This is a genomic window from Phosphitispora sp. TUW77 (genome assembly GCF_048453025.1).
GTDB lineage: Bacteria > Bacillota > Thermincolia > Thermincolales > UBA2595 > Phosphitispora.
This window is the reverse complement of the sequence record NZ_CP156677.1, coordinates 877548-894700: the sequence shown is the minus strand read 5'-3', so window position 1 is coordinate 894700 and position 17153 is coordinate 877548. Positions and strand designations below refer to the sequence as shown.

15 protein-coding genes are annotated in these 17153 nt (G+C 39.6%); 3 read left to right on the top strand and 12 right to left on the bottom strand.

The genetic code is table 11. The annotated features are described in order from the left end of the window. Positions 1-2 precede the first annotated feature (2 nt). Both ABFY19_RS04080 and ABFY19_RS04075 read right to left on the bottom strand, forming a co-directional pair. Positions 3-644, bottom strand: coding sequence for a hypothetical protein (locus ABFY19_RS04080; protein ID WP_418791968.1), 642 nt, complete (start codon positions 642-644; stop codon positions 3-5). Further along, a complete protein-coding gene (locus ABFY19_RS04075) occupies positions 635-3379 on the bottom strand; it encodes an HD domain-containing protein (protein WP_418791967.1) in 2745 nt (914 codons plus the stop codon). Before ABFY19_RS04075 ends, ABFY19_RS04080 begins: the two co-directional genes overlap by 10 nt. Before the next feature lie 589 nt (positions 3380-3968). Here ABFY19_RS04075 and ABFY19_RS04070 point away from each other — a divergent pair. After that, a complete protein-coding gene (locus tag ABFY19_RS04070; protein WP_418791966.1) occupies positions 3969-4499 on the top strand; it encodes a hypothetical protein in 531 nt (176 codons plus the stop codon). A gap of 84 nt (positions 4500-4583) precedes the next feature. Here the strand turns inward: ABFY19_RS04070 and ABFY19_RS04065 are convergent, their stop codons facing one another. The 9 genes from ABFY19_RS04065 to ABFY19_RS04025 all read right to left on the bottom strand — a co-directional run bounded on the left by ABFY19_RS04065 (position 4584) and on the right by ABFY19_RS04025 (position 15045). Continuing rightward, a complete protein-coding gene (locus ABFY19_RS04065; protein WP_418791965.1) occupies positions 4584-5591 on the bottom strand; it encodes a helix-turn-helix transcriptional regulator in 1008 nt (335 codons plus the stop codon). A 173-nt stretch (positions 5592-5764) separates the two neighbouring features. Continuing rightward, positions 5765-6532: a CRISPR system precrRNA processing endoribonuclease RAMP protein Cas6 gene (gene cas6, locus ABFY19_RS04060; protein ID WP_418791964.1), complete on the bottom strand. Its 768-nt coding sequence runs from the start codon at positions 6530-6532 to the stop codon at positions 5765-5767. A gap of 327 nt (positions 6533-6859) precedes the next feature. Further along, the gene (locus tag ABFY19_RS04055; protein ID WP_418791963.1) at positions 6860-8029 is read right to left on the bottom strand and encodes an ABC transporter permease; all 1170 of its coding nucleotides are present in this window, start codon (positions 8027-8029) and stop codon (positions 6860-6862) included. After that, the gene (locus tag ABFY19_RS04050) at positions 8029-8706 is read right to left on the bottom strand and encodes an ABC transporter ATP-binding protein (protein ID WP_418792530.1); all 678 of its coding nucleotides are present in this window, start codon (positions 8704-8706) and stop codon (positions 8029-8031) included. Before ABFY19_RS04050 ends, ABFY19_RS04055 begins: the two co-directional genes overlap by 1 nt. 57 nt (positions 8707-8763) lie before the next feature. Then, complete coding sequence (locus ABFY19_RS04045) at positions 8764-10545, bottom strand: HlyD family efflux transporter periplasmic adaptor subunit (protein WP_418791961.1); 1782 nt, start codon at positions 10543-10545, stop codon at positions 8764-8766. 57 nt (positions 10546-10602) lie between these two features. Beyond that, entirely contained in the window at positions 10603-12072 is a 1470-nt protein-coding gene (locus tag ABFY19_RS04040; RefSeq protein ID WP_418791960.1) for a sensor histidine kinase, read from the bottom strand. After that, positions 12069-12746, bottom strand: a complete 678-nt coding sequence (locus tag ABFY19_RS04035; protein WP_418791959.1) for a response regulator transcription factor — start codon at positions 12744-12746, stop codon at positions 12069-12071. The genes ABFY19_RS04040 and ABFY19_RS04035 overlap by 4 nt, the downstream gene beginning before the upstream one ends. A gap of 165 nt (positions 12747-12911) precedes the next feature. After that, positions 12912-14642, bottom strand: a complete 1731-nt coding sequence (locus tag ABFY19_RS04030; RefSeq protein ID WP_418791958.1) for a stalk domain-containing protein — start codon at positions 14640-14642, stop codon at positions 12912-12914. Positions 14643-14844: 202 nt separating this feature from the next. Continuing rightward, positions 14845-15045, bottom strand: coding sequence for a cold-shock protein (locus ABFY19_RS04025; RefSeq protein ID WP_418792529.1), 201 nt, complete (start codon positions 15043-15045; stop codon positions 14845-14847). Positions 15046-15298: 253 nt separating this feature from the next. Here ABFY19_RS04025 and ABFY19_RS04020 point away from each other — a divergent pair, with 253 nt between their 5' ends. Further along, on the top strand, positions 15299-15571 hold the full coding sequence (locus ABFY19_RS04020) for an autorepressor SdpR family transcription factor (RefSeq protein ID WP_418791957.1): 273 nt from the start codon (positions 15299-15301) through the stop codon (positions 15569-15571). A 25-nt stretch (positions 15572-15596) separates the two neighbouring features. After that, a complete protein-coding gene (locus ABFY19_RS04015) occupies positions 15597-16226 on the top strand; it encodes an SdpI family protein (RefSeq protein WP_418791956.1) in 630 nt (209 codons plus the stop codon). 3 nt (positions 16227-16229) lie between these two features. Here ABFY19_RS04015 and ABFY19_RS04010 read toward each other — a convergent pair whose 3' ends face one another. Further along, positions 16230-17105: a diacylglycerol/lipid kinase family protein gene (locus tag ABFY19_RS04010; protein WP_418791955.1), complete on the bottom strand. Its 876-nt coding sequence runs from the start codon at positions 17103-17105 to the stop codon at positions 16230-16232. Positions 17106-17153 lie beyond the last annotated feature (48 nt).

Below are 17153 nucleotides of genomic sequence, written 5' to 3'. Positions count from 1 at the left end.
ATTTACTCCCCCTCTTCACTTGTGGTTACAAACTCTTCAGCATCTTTATTTCTATTTAGAAACTCTTGTACATCTGCCTTCTTGTTGAGCGACTGTTTAGTTCCTTGTATCGTTTTAGCCGGGTAAGGAACATTGCTAAAGCTGACATTTTCGTCCTCCCATGCCTCTTGAAGTCCCTTTTCATTCTTATACTTCTTACATAGGTATTCACTAAATTCTCTCCTTATCCGGCTAAAATACTCTTGTCTGGCCTTGTTATGATACCAATATACAGTATAGCCCACCCGTTCAATGACCCTGTTTCGGGCATTGAGTGGCACATTGTTTACTAAGTTAACTAATTTATCAATACCGAGTTCCAGCTTCTGCAAAGTCTCTGTAGCCAAATAAGGATTCTTAGCCGTCATCTGATGAATTCTGATTGCTTCACCTTTTAAGTCAGCACCTCCTTCAAAAAAGGTTTTCACCTTACGTAAAATTTTCCCTACCGGCCCCATATCCGAATGCTTACTGCGTCCTGGATTTTTACTGGTATAGCTGGTTAAATAATCAGCAAAAAGCTTTCCAATTTCTTCGACATCCTTTAATACCTCTTTGTAATCTTCATTCTGAAGGTTAGCAATGATAGGTTTTCTTACCAACATTTTGATAACACCTCCTTTAATTTTTCCAGATTATTAATATCATAATCTGTAATACTTTTTTGTTTAATTTCTATCCTTCGCAAGAGCTTCCCCACATGTTCTGCAGTTAATATAGTATATAAATTATTTTTGGGCGGATAATCTAACCTATATACCAATTGATTTGCAGCAACCAAACCATTAAACCATTTATCTGCATCTATCCTGGAAATCCAACTCGCTGATTTTTCAGAAACAGAAGTGTTAGCAGTATTACTAAAAAGACTCCTGACAACAGAATTTGATGGAATATAGACTGCTCCTGCAGTTGAATTAGCAATTAACTCCAAATTCTCTTTGTCTTCCAAAATAGCTATAGACATGTCTAGGTGCTTAAAAAACATTAGGCTGATTAAAATTTGTTTTATTGCCTTCTTGCTGTCTGCCTCATCCTTTTCTCCTATCGCTCCACTGTCACTAATTAAAGGATTGTAAGTAGGAATCATGATAAGATTTGGAGTATGGAATACAATCTCCAACTGCGGATAACTGTTATATGCCTGGACACATATCTGATGTATGATTAGATCAAATTTACTTGGTTCTTCTTGAACTTCCTGTGCAAATTCTTCCCATGAAGCATATTCTTTACCATACAACTTGTTAACTTCCTCAATACATTCATCAAACTCTTTAGTTAATAAAGCAACCAACTTCTTAGAACTCTTTTTTTTAGTTTCATCTGTAATTTGATATTTAAATAAATCGCAAAATTCCTCTGTGCTCATTTTATCCAGTTCAATGTTAGCTACATTTCTGACTATTTTATTATGCCTACTAAAAGTAATAACTGAATTTGGAATTTCTGCAGCCCCACCCTGAATTTCTTTCATTTTAGTTTGAAATTTTAGTACCTTTTCTGCAATTTTTTGTCCACCGTAATACGAAACATTCATCTGTGGAAAAACACAAACTGTTTCTTTTGGTCTGCCTCCAAGAACAATCTGTTGTAATAAACGTTCATAATAGCAGCTCTGACAAATCATAATGTTTTCTATTCTGTCATATGCGAAAGCACGATTATTAAAACTTCCGGGTTTATCAAGAATATCAGCTATAGCACTGACTCCGTTTTCAAAATGAGAATTGCATACCGGGCAAATATGGTCAGTTGGCTTTTCTGCACAAAGGTTACGCTTAGCATTGGTATATGAATTAATCTGCTGTCGAGCAAATTCTTTTAAATCAGAGTCTTGAGAATTGGGGTAATATATATCATGCATAAAATTATGAGCCATTTTTGAAATAAAATGGTCAATAGATGGCTTGCTTTTTACTTTCCGAAAGCCTTTTTCAGTAATATTTACCAAAGCATCGATTAATAATTTGTGGCGTTGTTTAGTGGGTAAAATCTCTATTTTACTTGCTTCGACTCTAAATTTATGCCCAGGTTGATTCCAAAAATGGTCAATACCCAAGACAACGTCATTTGCTGGCATCAAAGTCGAAGTCGACATTAACATATCAAATGTATTTTCCCCGAAAACTTCTTCATAAGCTTCTCTAAAACAGTCTATTTCTTGTTCAGTGATGAGACCGTTACGGGGATCTATAACTTTTGTAAAATATTTTTGCACCGCAATTTCTGGTTGTGCTCTTCCCATTCTATTACTTAATAAATTTATTTCGTTCTGGGAAAAATCTTCTTTCTTATCTCTTACCAACCCTTTATATTCTTCCGGCAGCTTGTCTTTAACTTTGCTCAGGTCTTTTACATCACCTAACTTTGCAATTTTGAAATCCCCTGTTTCATCCAAAAGCCTTTTCATGTTGTAGTATTTATAAACGTTTTTTTCATCCACTTTATCCTTGGCCTTTGCTCTTTTGGTAGCTTCCCAAAAATAGGAACGCAAATCCTGTAAATCAAATAGTTCCGGTTTAGGAAAAAAAGTCTGCAAAATACCGCCAACTAATAACTTTGGGAAATTTTTTTTCTTACTTTTAAATAAATCTTTTAATGTCTCTCTTAAGATGCTTTCGATATCACTCTTGTCAACTCTTTTTTCACTACTTAACCCCGTGATATATAATGTGCCTTCCGGGAAAAACAAAACAGGATGCCAATCATTATGGAAATAAGCCTCCATAGCAGCTTTATGTAATAAAGTAGTAGAGAGCCCCCGAACTCTTACACTGTGATGGTCAATTTGGGCATAACGCCTTAAAATTGAATTCTCCCAATAAACTCTGGCATTTAATAATTCTCTAATAGAAACAAAATTATCAACAGCATCTATTAAATCACACAGAATTTTCCAGTTATTATCCTGATGTTTGGCAAACAGCTCTATAACCGTTGCTCCTGTAGTACGCTCATTAGTCATGTGAAGTTTCACTGCCGCCAATGCTTCACTAGATGTATTCCAGCAAAGTTCACTTGCAATTTCGCCAATCATTTTCTCAGCCAAATCAGGTCGTATATGGGATACCCATTTTCCTCCCTTCTCAATATAATCTTGCCATTCATCAGTCTCTTTCCCAATATCATGACAAACAGCCGCCAAGAGTAATATCTGCTGCTGCCGCTCAGTTAAACTAACTAATTTCTTGTCAATTAAAATAATGATAACATCTAGAACATTTAGAGAATGTTCTAATAAAGATTGTTCATATTCCCCCTTTTTAGCTAATTTATTTTTCCACCCACGTTCCAACATTTTTTTAACCATTAACTGCCGAGCCTTTTTAGCAACCACTTTTTCACCTCCGCAAAATATGCTATATCAAGTCAAGAGATTTCTGAAAAGATTATAACTATTAGTTTATTCCCTTAAATAAAATTATCGAAATTATTACTACAAACATCATAAAGAACAAAGCGATTAATCTATCAAACAGTCCATTCACCCAGGAATATCCCCCTTTTATCCATAGTTAGTTTTTAATTTAAAATATTGTTCTCTTAAAAGATATTCCTTTGATATTCGTATAGACTTAGAAATATTTGCATAATACTAATGTAGTGAAAATGTATTACTACTTAATCACACTAGGCAAATAAAAAAATTTTCTTATCCCTACACAAGGAGACTGAAAGTAGTTTGTTTTCAATCAATATTTTACTCAATTTCCCGCTTCACAAGGGGACTGCCAACGCACCGCCTTACATCATTTGTTGCACCGATAACACCACTGAACCAAAACATTCTTACTTCTCATCTTTTTCCCCTCATCCTGTTTCAACATAATATAATTAATTAAGCCAGCTTTTTGTTGCCATTTTTATCAAATTATGTTAATATATTTACAGAACATACGTTCTATAGGCTTTGGAGGTGCTGTCTAGTGGAAGAAAACCAATTTAAACAATTCAGGGCTGCAATGCTTGAAGATTTAGAGCCATTTTTTATTAAAATTTATATTAAGCTGGAGGAACATGATAAACATTTCAAACACATATATCAACGCTTTGAACAGATAGAACAACGCTTTAAACAGATTGACCACCGGTTTGAACAAATAGACAAGCGATTTGAACAAATAGACCAACGATTTACACAGGTCGAAACCCAATTACAAGAACTTAAGCATATGGGTAATGAACTAAAAAGCGACATAGCAATAATTAAGAAATATCACAAAAGCTTGGACATAACGATGGATATGATTAAAAAAATATATGCTGAATTGACTTTCAAAGTTGGCGAATTAGAAGGGCGATTATCTGAACTTGAAAATACTCAATCTGATTCAGAAACATTTCAAAAAAATTATGAAGAAATAAAATATCAGATTAATATTCTCAAAGACCGTATCACCAAGCTTGAACGAATTGTTCATATGGTAAGCGAAACCGGCGAAAAATACCAAACCTGATTCTCATCACATATATCATCTGACTTAAATTATAAACCCTCACTCCGCCAAATACGGTCGCGAACATATTTTCGGCACATATTTTCAACAATATTTTTTTAACATATCGGCAATTTCTTCACTCATTTCCAGTCTCAATTCATCAGGGGTTAATATTTCGGCGTGACAACCAAAACTCATAGCCCAGCGCTTAACTTCATTTAGACCGCTTACAGTCAAGTGCAGGATTATAGACCCATCCGGCTGTTCAACTAACTTTTGGCTCTCATGCCAACGCCGTTCCCTGACTAACCGGGCCGCATTCCTATCAAAAGCTATGGTTACTTCTTTAGGTTGGCTGCCCCGCTCTAAGTTAAAACTATGCGCAAAATATTTTTTAATATTGAAATTATTATCTTTTTTGAAACTCTGGTCTGTTAAATTCAAATCATAAAACCTGTCTAAAGCAAAAACCCGAATTTCTTTCCTATTGTGACAAAAACCAATGCAGTACCAAGTCCCTTTCTGGCAACGCAGGTGATAAGGGTCAATGAGGCGGTCACTGCGGCATTTGGAATTTATGCTAAAATAATCAGCATATACAGTCCTATTAGCCTTAATAGCCTCCTGAAGGATTTGGTAATATCCCAGCACTTTCTGTTCATCACCCCTTATATCGTCTACAGCAAAGGTAACTGTCTGTTCAATTACATCATAATCAATTAACTCATTTTCCGGAAAAAGCACCTGTATTTTTGTGTAAGCAGACCTAATTTCTTTCTCATAGGGATGTCCCTTAAATTGTGCCAGCACTTTTTTCCCCAAAAATATTGCAATCAGTTCCCCTTGTGTCATCCTGATTTTGGGAATGTTGAAGTTATCATCTGCATAGTAATACCCTTTATGAATATGTGAGTAAATTATAGGTGCCCTCATAAGGTCACGCATCTTTTCCACGTCACGTTGTATAGCCCTGGTACTAACTTCAAGTTCTTCCGCCAGCCTCGGTACATTTGGATACTTACCCGCTTTTATCATGGCATGTATATACTGCATTCTGGCAAAAGCACTTCTTCCAACCCCTGTTCGATTTTTCGAATTAGTTAATGCCATATATTTCACCTCCAAAGCATCAAGGAATATATTGCTAATTTATACATTCTTCTACAAGCTTCCCATTTCCTTCTATTGCAACTTTTTTTGGTTTAACGTTAAACCCTATATTACATCAAAAAGCCCGCACTTTGAAAAATGCGAGCTTAATCAATCTAAACAATTTTAATCTTTTATTTCGTTTTAACTTTCTGGCTATGTTGCAGGTAATCTGTATCCATTATTTTGTATTTTCCCATGCCAAACGTGGCTGCCTTCCCAACATGAACCAGTTCTCCCAATTTCAGCAATGACCAAAATTCGTGCCATTCACCCCTATATTCAACCCGGCCAACTATACCTCCAAGGTTCATTCTTTTCCCCTGGCGGCTTGAGTATCTTTCCCAGTCTGCCCAGTATGAACCATCTGCAACAATCTTAACATCCTCTGCTTTTTTAATTATGCTGTTAAAGTCCAAAGATAATTCACAATCATGATGAAAATAATATAATGAAGATAATCTTCTCAGCAAATTTCGCATTAAAACATGAAATTCTAAAGTCTGGACAAACCTTTTTTCATATTTAAGTCTGGTCATTGTTTCAAAATCTATGGTAAATATATTATTCTCAGTCGGAGCTTCTCTGAAATCAAGCCCACTAATTGCTAAATCTGTATTTTTTATCAATTCGTCGCAACTTAAATAAATTTGCTCTTCTTTTTTGTTTTGCTCATTTATTGCAGTTATTTCTTTTAATTCGTATTTTTTTCTTCCTCTGCCTATGCCTATAAAACCAAGCTCCCGGAAGGCAACTACAAAATATGGAAAGTAGGCTATAGCTTTTCCTATTAAAATTAGATTGAAAAATAATTCCTCTCCGTGCTCATACTCGGTCTTTATTTCTGGCGGAGGCTCTATAACAAAAGGGCGGGGAATGCTTTCATAATTACGCAGCGCCAAGGCCCCCGGCGAAGGAAACGTTTCAAAAATATATGCATAAGGACAGGAGCTTTTTAGCAAACACTCCTGGCATTCTTTATTTCTTTGTGAACAAACAACCTTTTTGAAAGTAGACCCAAATCCCCCGCGAAATGTTGAGCCCTTATATTCAGGGAGGCTTAACCCAGCCTGTCCGGCTTCAATTTTTAACTGATATTTGGCAATTCTAAACTCTCTTAACATAAACAATTCTCCAAATAGCTTTGCCCTTCTTAAATCCCTTTTAATATTATCATATTTTAACTTAAATTCCAAACACTTCTAATACTCTGCTGCCCCTGGCACTTCTTACTCAAAGCGCAGTGCCTCAATAGGATTAAGTTTAGCCGCCTTGTTGGCAGGATACATCCCAAAAACCATCCCTATAAAAAGTGAAAACCCGAAAGCCAAAACCATAATCTTAAACGAAACCACTGTATCCAGAGACATTACAGAACCTAAGATGCTTGACCCGGCAATTCCCAGGATGATTCCGATAATACCCCCGGAACTGCTGACCACCAAAGCCTCAATAAGAAACTGACGCAGGATATCCTTCCTTTTTGCACCAATAGCCTTGCGAATACCGATTTCCCTGGTCCGTTCGGTAACAGATACCAGCATAATATTCATTATACCAATACCGCCCACCAGAAGTGAAATTGCCGCAATACCGCCAAGCATTGCCGTAAAAGTCCCGGTCACCTCATTAACGGTTGACAGCATTTCAGCCTGGTTAAAAACACGGTAAGAATCAGTATCATTAGTTTTCCTAAACAAAATATTGTCTATCTGGGTCACCACCGAGTCAACCACCTCCGGGGATTCTGCCTGAACATACACAGAACGGATGCCTTTACTATTCAATAAGCGTTCTGCGGTTGTAAGGGGAATAAGCACCTTATCATCATTGGAACCCATGGATTCAGAACCTTTCTCCTCCAATAATCCGACAACTTTAAAATTGGTACCATTTATCTTTACCATTTCCCCAACAGGGTTCATGCTGCCAAACAACTCTGTAGAAACCTCGGTTCCCAGCAATACCACCTTCTGACGCAAACTTACATCCATAGGCAAGATAAATCTTCCCGCCTGTACTTTGTGATTGCGTACTTCCTGATATTCTTCATTAACTCCTTCTAAACTGGTATCATATTTATTACTGCCATATTTAAGCGACACATTTCCGCTTACTATTGGGGCAAGTCCCTTAACCCCGGCCCGTTCCTTCCATTTTTGAACCTCATCATAAGTAAGAACTGCAGATGATTGGTTACCCCGAATACTAACACTTATTAAGTTAGAACCCATTCCCTCTATTCTGTCCGTTACCGACTTGCTGGCCCCCTCTCCTATGGAAACCAAAACAATTACGGCAGCAACACCGATGATAACTCCAAGCATAGTTAGAAATGACCGCATTTTGTTGGCCCTTATCCCTGCTATGGCCAATTTAATAATTTGCCATACACCCATCAAGCAACCTCCTCATCACTAACAATACGGCCATCTTGAATTCTGATTATTCTCCGGGCCTGCCGTGCAATCTCCATATCATGGGTAATCAGGATAATGGTTTTCCCTTTATTATTCAAATCCTTGATTATTTCCATAACTTCAACTCCTGAGCGAGAATCCAGGTTCCCTGTCGGTTCATCGGCAAGTATAATCGGCGGGTTTCCGGCCAGTGCCCGTGCTATAGCCACTCTTTGCTGCTGTCCTCCCGAAAGTTCGGAAGGTTTATGATGCATCCTGTCAGAAAGGCCTACCATGTTTAATGCCTCAACCGCACTTTGCCTGCGCTCTGCTGCAGACAAGCCCCGATAAATCAAGGGCAGTTCTACATTTTCCAGGGCCGTCAGCTTGGGCAGCAGGTTAAAACTTTGGAATATAAAACCAATTTTTTTATTCCGGATTTCAGATAATTCATCTTCCTTTAACCTGCTAACTTCCCGTTCATCCAGCAGATACTGACCCTCGGACGGCACATCAAGACAACCAATCATATTCATCAAAGTGGATTTTCCGGAACCGGAAGGTCCTATTATTGCTAACATTTCACCATTTTTTATTTTCAGGTTAACCTTGTTTAATGCGGCAAGTGTAACCGATCCTGTGTGGTAGAACTTACTCATATCGACCAATTTGATCATCATCTTTCATCCTTTCACACAAGGTTTTTACTAATTTAATCACCAGCGTCTTGACCATCAATGTCCTCCAAATTGACTGGACCTAGCGCCTCCTCCGCCCATCATGCCTCCGCCAAACATACTTCTGGCTCCAGCTGCATCAGTGCTTCTAACAACATTAGGAATAGTTACTATTTCGCTCTCTTTAAGTCCTGAAGTGATTTCTATCATAGTTTCATTATATAGTCCAGTTTTCACAAGCCTCATATTGCCCTGGCGGTTTGTGCCGGCACCCGCAATTGTACTGCTGTCCGGACTCGCATTTGTACTACTGTCCGGACTCGCATTCGAATTCGTACCAGTTCCTGCTCCTCTATCCTCAGCGGCTCTTGAACCAGTAGTTCTATCACCGGTTGCACCTGCAGCCATAATCACATATTTTTGTCCCTGTCTCTCCTGAATAGCCTCTATAGGCAGCAAGAGAACCCCTTCCTTTGCGGCAACCAAAATTTCAACATTTGCAGTCATATTCTCCTTGAGTTCATCAGGTTGATTTATACAAACTGTTACATCAAAACTGGCAACACCGTTTTGCTCTGTTCCCTTTGATGCAATTTCCTGTACTGTTCCACTAAATGTCTTTTCAGGAAGGGCATCAGCAGTTATCGTCGCCTCCTGCCCTACCTTGACTTTAGTAATATCCACCTCATCCACGGAAACAGTTACCGTCATGCCGGTCTCTGTAATTGTGGCCAGCACCTGACCGGCAGAAACCTCGTCTCCCACCTGCCAGTAATCCTCACCTGTTGTCTCCGAATCAGAATCAATGTCTGCCAAACTCAGGTCAAACACACCGTCAATAGAGGCATACACCTTGCAGTCCGCCAGCTTGGTCTTTACATCCTCCAGGTTCAGTTGGGCCTGTTTAAGCTTAATCTGCTGTGAAATAACTTGTTTTTCAGCACTATCACTGCTTATGTAACATAGCTTTTGTCCTTTTTTCACATTTTCCTTTTCATCCACGTACAAATCCTGAATCGTCCCTGAGATCCCTGCTCTCACAGAAGCAGTCTCCGCCCATTCAAGTATCCCCATTTCATAACCTGACTCCTGTCCGTTATTTGTATGAATCACCGCCCGGGCTTCCAGACCGGGAGCCAGTGTTCCCGGATTATTCACCTCTATTGTTATATCATAAAACTTTGAACCATCGGTGTTCACGGTCCCCCCGTAGTCAACTTTCTGCACCTTGCCCTCAAGAGTCCACATTAAGGCCGGAATCGTCACATCAACTTTCTGGCCCCGTTTTATATAGTTCAACTGAGCACCGTTTACCGGAATTTTAAAAATAAGTTTAGAGGTATCATTAATGACCATAATAATAGAGCCATTCTGCACATCCTGATTTTTTTCAATTTCCATAGCGGTAACCTGACCACTGATAGGTGCTGTAACACTCTGCTCCCTGCTGTCATCAATACTGCTGCGGTAGTCCATCTCAACCTGCCGCAAATCCAGCTCAGCCCTCTCTAAATCGCTCCGGAAACTGTCATTGTTCAATTCAAACAACAAGTCACCTTTTTTTACCTGCTGCCCGTTCTTAAAATTAATACTGGTAATTGTTCCACTTACATTTGGAGTTACCTTAATAGACCTGGTCGGTTTAATTGAACCGGTCCCTGATACTTTAACTTCGATTGCCCCTTTTTGCACCGATATGGTTGCCGCCTGAACAGAAGCGGCTTCTTCACTGCCAAAAAAACGTAGCCCCAAATACCCTGCTAAAACAATAGCACAAGTAATTACTGCTAATAATTTCCACTTGCTCTTAATTAAATTTAAAATTTTAACAAACACCACATATCTTCCCTCCTCAAAATAGCATTTGCTGATTTAAACAATTTTCAGAAACTACCGTCAGGCGATATTAACTTCAAACCAAAACTTAACCCCGTTTTCCATATTAGCCACGCCAAAACTATTGTTATGGAGCTCCATAATTGCCTTCACAACCGAAAGCCCCAGACCGGTACCGCCATAAGCACGGGTCCTGGCTTTGTCAACTTTATAAAAACTGCTCCAGATTTTGTCAAGGGACTCATCCGGAATAGGTTTTCCGGAATTAAATACCGATACCCGCACTTTATCAGCATAAACCGCAATTGTTATCCTGATTATCCGTGCTTCATCCACATGGTCTATAGCATTATTAAGGTAATTTACCAGAACCTGTTCTATTCTAACCTTATCCCCATTTACCAACGGGCTGCCTCTTTTATCAACTTGTTTAATTATGCCTTTCTCCTGAAGTACAGGCTGGTATTTATCCAACACACGTTCCACCAACAGCGAAATATCAAAATCACTTTTATCCAATTTAAAATATCCTGACTCTATCTGTGATAAATCTAACAAGTCCTTGACCAGGGTATTCATTTTGCCAGTTTCATCCATAATAACATCACAATAAAAATTCCTGCTTTCTTCATCCTCATTAACATTCAGCTTAAGCCCTTCAGCATAACCCTGAATAAGGGCTATGGGTGTTTTTAATTCATGAGATACACTTGAAATAAAATCTTTCCTCATTTTATCAATCATGCGTTCCCGCTCAATATCTTCCCTCAATTTAGCATTGGCTTCCTGCAATTCGGAAATCGCTTTATCCAACTGATCAGAAAGAGAATTTATACTGTGGCCCAACTGACCTATCTCGTCATCTGACTTAACAGGATACTTCACACTAAAGTCAAGGGCCGACATCTTCCGAGCAATATCACTCAGGTCCAGGATAGGCTTTGTGAACCTCCCGGAAAATAAATATACGGCAATCCCTCCCAGAATCGCTGTCAAAATGCCGGTAAACAGCAGGAACCTGTTAGCTATTACCACACTTTCATTGATAGCTGCAATAGGCGTACTCAGGAGCAAAAATTCCTGATTATTCATTTTGGAGGCCAACACTAAAAATTTGGTTTTCAATCGTGGATCGGTAGACAAATTAAAGAAGTATTCTCCAACATCCAAGCTCTGCAGGTCATTTTGAAATGGGAGCTCAAGGGGCAGGTGTTCTCTAGGGATTCTTATGCGGTCCGGATTAAATTTCCTTAACGCAGAATTATATTTAAACTCATAAAAGTCAGGTCCAACAATATAAATGGTTAACCCTTTATTCCGCTCCAGATTCTCCAGTTCAAAGGAAATATTTTCAGGATCGCCGTTATATATTTCTACAATCCTGTCTCTGCTCTCCAGAAGCACCGCCCTCTTCTGTGATACATAAAATTTCCCCAGAAACAGCGAATTCACCAACAGTGTAGCAATTACAAAAAATATTATCAGAAGGGTTATACTTAAAAACAGCCTAGTCCTTAGCGATTGTTTCATTTCTTCACCTCAAATCTATAACCCACCCCCCTGACTGTTTGAATAAAATCGCTTTTCGAACCCAATTTTAGGCGCAGCTTCTTTATATGGGTATCGACAGTCCTGGCATCGCCAAAATAATCATAATCCCACACTGCATTTAATATCTGATCCCTGCTCAAAGCTCTTCCGGCATTATCTGTTAAATAAAGCAGAAGTTCGAATTCTTTAGGGGTCAATTCCACCTTCATGCCATCTACATATATATGTCTCCCATTTGCATCAATCTCCAGTCCGTCAAAATACTTTATTTCCTTATTATCATTTTCCACCCGGCGTAACAATGCATTAACCCTGGCTGCCAATATCTTCAAACTGAATGGTTTGGCAATATACTCATCAGCTCCCAGGTCAAATCCAAACAGTTCATCAGACTCTTGGCCCCTTGCAGTAAGCATAATAATCGGGACTTGAGATCCCTTCCTGATTTCCCGGCAAACCGTCCAGCCATCATAGCCGGGCATCATAACATCCAAAATAACCAAATCAATGTCAGGGTAATCCCTAAAGTATTCCAGGGCGTGAATCCCATCCGCAGCTTCGATTATAACTGCGCCGTCTTTTTTTAAGAAATCACCGACAAGCCTTCTCATCCGGTCCTCATCATCGGCAATAAGAATTTTCTTGACAACCATATTATTCACCCCCAATTAAGACCTGCCACTAAAACTAATACTTAAGTATACCTTATATTTGTGTCTTTTTTGTGAACAATCCCCCAAAAACAAGAAGTAAAAGGACCATGCCCATAAGTAATAATTACTTATGACATGGTCCCCTGTTTTTTTGTTGTGGGTATTTTATTGTGGGTATCTTATAGTAACCATTCTTTGAACCGCATCCCATTCTACCTGGCAGCCCAGTTTCTCTGCAATGAACCTTACGGGAAGCATGGTTCTGCCGGGTGGCATAATCACCGGTTTTACATTGGGATTCACCGAATCAATGAACTGGTATTCCCCATTAACCATAGCAGCACTGTTTCCAATCCAGAGCGCTATGACTTTGCCATCAAGATTAACGGTCACCTTACGCTCGTTTCCGTCCCAGTCAACTGTTGCGCCCAATGGCTCAGCAATATACCTGATGGGCAAAAGAGTACGCCCTTCCAAAATTACCGGGGCTGTATCCATACTCTGAGAAACATCATCAACAAAATAAGCCATCTGGTCTATATATAGCCTGATTACCGTCTGGGTCCCTGTTTCGGCCGGAACACTCTCAGTTACAGCCGGCATAACCACGGTAACCTCATTTGAATTTGCCGAATACCCCATGCTGTTAAAAGCCTTAACCCTATACTGGTAGGTAGTATCCGGGGTAAGTCCGTTATCGGCATATGCTGTAGAATCTGCTGCCAAAACAGCTATTTCAGTATAGCAGGAACTGCCACTCTTACGTTCAACACTGAACCCTGTTTCATTATCGGCATTATCTGTCCATGAAAAACTGACCTGACTGCTGGAATCAATGGAGACAGAAAGGCCTGACGGTTCATTGGGAGTAACCTGAACATCAGGAGTAGTGGCATTTGCCTCTTCGGAGAAAGATGGGGACAAACCTTCATATAGAGTACATACCTTATAGGTATACGTTGTATTTGGAGACAAACCAGTATCAGAAAAATCCATGCTATTGGGCGAAACCTCTCCTACCTGCTCATAGCTTAATGTTCCAGACTTTCTGAAAATCCCGTAACCTATCTCATCTGCAGCGTTATCGACCCAAGAAATGCATATTTCAGTAGGAGAAACAGGAACTGCTGCTACGTCTGTGGGAGGAGTCCCTTCAGGAAAAACCGGAATAAGGTCAATATCAAAATCGGGAAAAACAAATGAAGTGGTAGTAATGCCGACTTCATTGGAGTAGCTTGAATCACCCCAAAAGCTGTATGCTTTTACGCGGTAATAATAAGTAGTTGACGAGTTCAGACTGCTGTCCTGAAATGTAGTAATATCAGCACCTACTGAAGCTATGCTGGTATATTCTTCGCCTGCCCTCTTCCTTTCAATTGCATATCCGGATTCCATTTCGCTGTTATCTGTCCATGATAATTGTGTAGAAAACCAACCCACGGAGTCGGCCTGTAAATCAGTCGGCGGGCTGGGAGATAAACTCAACTGTAAAGCTCCGGAAACACTCACCACATTGGAATAAGCCGAGTACTGAGATGACGAGTTATAGGCCCTGACCCTGAAATAATGTGTAGTACTAAGGTCACTACTTTCATAAGTAAAAGTGGCAGTATTGGCCCCAACAGTTCCAATCTGATTAAATGTCCCTTCCCCGATTCTGCATTCAATAGCAAAACCATCCTCATTGCTGGCATTGTCCTGCCATGTCAGGGTTACAACGGTTAAAGACACCTCCGCAGTAAGGTTAGTCGGCGCTGCCGGAGTAATTGACAGAGGCAACAGATCTGGTGTAATATCCACTGTATCGACTATTACAAGAGCAGAGACTGGGACTGCATAAATAGGCAGCAGCAGCAACAGCACTGCCAATATAATGACCGGCTTTTTTCTGGACAAATCAAACACCCTCCTTTTTTGATATTTTCTGATAATTTCATTATACAATATATTACCTAAAATTGTATATATTTTACTTGCTTCTGTGTTTATCTTGCTTCTGAAATTTTATAGCGATTTTTACCACCAAAAAAGGCTTAACTGCTAATAAAAAACAAAGGACATTTCCCATGTAAGGAAATGCCCTGAATAGTTATCCTGATTACCTACGTACAACATTAGCGGCCTGCGGCCCGCGGTTGCCTTCAACGATGTCGAATGAAACTTCCTGACCTTCGTCAAGAGTCTTAAAACCATCGCTTTGAATAGCTGAAAAATGGACGAACACATCGCCGCCTGCTTCTGTTTCGATAAAACCAAAACCTTTTTCAGCGTTAAACCATTTTACTTTGCCTTCCATTATAAAACCTCCTTTAAACAAACTGATCAAAAAGTTAAAACTCAAAATCTTTGTGACCAATACCATAAAACAGGAGGCCAAAATAGTTTTGGTTTTCAACCCTTTAACACGTGATTTAACAATAACATATCCTGACATAAATTGCAAGTTTTATTATCCTTGACGTTGATTATTTTCTGTGCTAATATTAAATTACAGTTATTTAGATAATTATCTAAATATTTAATTGTCTAGCCACAAAAAAGGGGGGAGTGGTATGGATAAAACGTTTAAAGCACTGTCTGATAAAACACGCCGAAAAATACTTAAGGACTTGAAGGAGCGCAACATGTCTGCCGGGGATATTGCCGACCGTTTTGATATCAGCAAGCCAAGCATCAGTCATCACCTTGATATATTAAAAAATGCTGGATTGGTATTAAGTGAAAAACAGGGGCAGTATGTGATCTATTCACTAAATACTAGTATTTTCCAAGATGTAATGGCCTGGTTTTTGGAATTCTCAGGAGAAAACCAAGTTTCTGATTAAAAAAGATTAAAAGGAGGCGGTTTAAATGAAACTCAGTAAAATTTTAATGGCACTTATTTTATTATCTGTTATTGCCACTCTATTTGTTTATAATAGTTTGCCGGATACAATTCCCCTGCACTGGAACATTAAAGGTGAAGTCGATAACACCGGGAGCAAAAATTTTGTGTTTTTCACTGCATTATTACCATTAGCTATTTACCTGTTAATGAAGTTTGCTCCTAAATTTGATCCCAAAAAAGCATCATATGATAAACACATGGGAAGTTACCATATTATTGCTGTAAGTATTGTCGTCATGCTAACCGGAGTCCACTGGATTTCAATTGCTGCAGCTCTGGGATATATTGTTAATGTCGGTATGTTCGTTAAAATTATAACTGGATTGCTTTTTATTATCTTAGGTAATGTAATGCCGAAATTAAGACACAATTATTTCGTAGGCATCAAAATACCCTGGACCCTTGCCAGTGAGGACAATTGGAGAAAGACCCACAGGTTCGGGGGATATGCCTTCGTTTTAGCAGGCCTGGTCTTCTTCATTTCAGCGTTTTCCCAGTCCGCAGCCGGTGCATATATCAGCTTTAGTTTGATTTTTGTCATTATGGTCTCAATTATTGTTTATTCTTATCTTGAATTTAAAAAAGCGGCTTAAATCTTAAAAAGGAACCAAGAAATTCAGGCAGCCTGGTTTTATATTGATTTCCAACAAATCGGTTTCATATATTTCCCCATCAATGTGACCATATTCCCGCCGGTCGGAATTAAGAGAAAACGTCTTCCCGCGCCACATGCTTACTGCAGGGTGCTTTATATGGCTTCCGCTAAAAAGCATTGGAAATGATTTTAACAGTTCCAGGCGGGAAATATCCCCTATCACAATCAGGTCCAGCAGCCCGTCATCAGGTATGGCCGAGGGGGCCAGCTTAAGTCCCCCGCCAATAAAAACATTATTAGCAAAAGCTGCCAAAATGACTTTTTGATGTATAGTGACACCATCAACCAATAATTCTGTTTCCACCGGGCTTAAGTCCCTTAAGCATGAAGCAACTGCAGCCAGGTAAGCAGGTTTTCCGGTAAGAAATCCTATTCCCGTATTAACTTTATGACCAACCCGGGCATCAAAACCAAAACCGGCCTGGTTTATAAAGTACTTTCCGTTAACTAGCCCCAGGTCAAGTTTTCTGACGGCAAAAGAAGGAAAACTATCTGCCCAGTCCGAAGTACGGCGCGGGATACTTAATCCACGGGCCAGGTCATTCCCTGTTCCGAAAGGAGCCAGAGCCACCTTAACGTCACTGCCGGCGGCAGCCCCTGCTACCTCGTTGACGGTACCGTCACCGCCTGCTGCAATAATTATCCGGGCCCCTTGGGCGATTACCTGTTTTGCCAGCCGGGCGGCATCACCCGGTCCTGTTGTTGTAAGGGTTTCTATTTTAAACTCTCGCCCTGCCAGGTTTCCCATTACCTGTTTCCATTTACGCGGAGCAGAGCCCCTGCCTGCAGCGGGGTTCAAAATACAGACTACTTCCATTAGCTTTCTTCTCCTATGGTGTTATGTAAATTAATAATATTTTTTAAT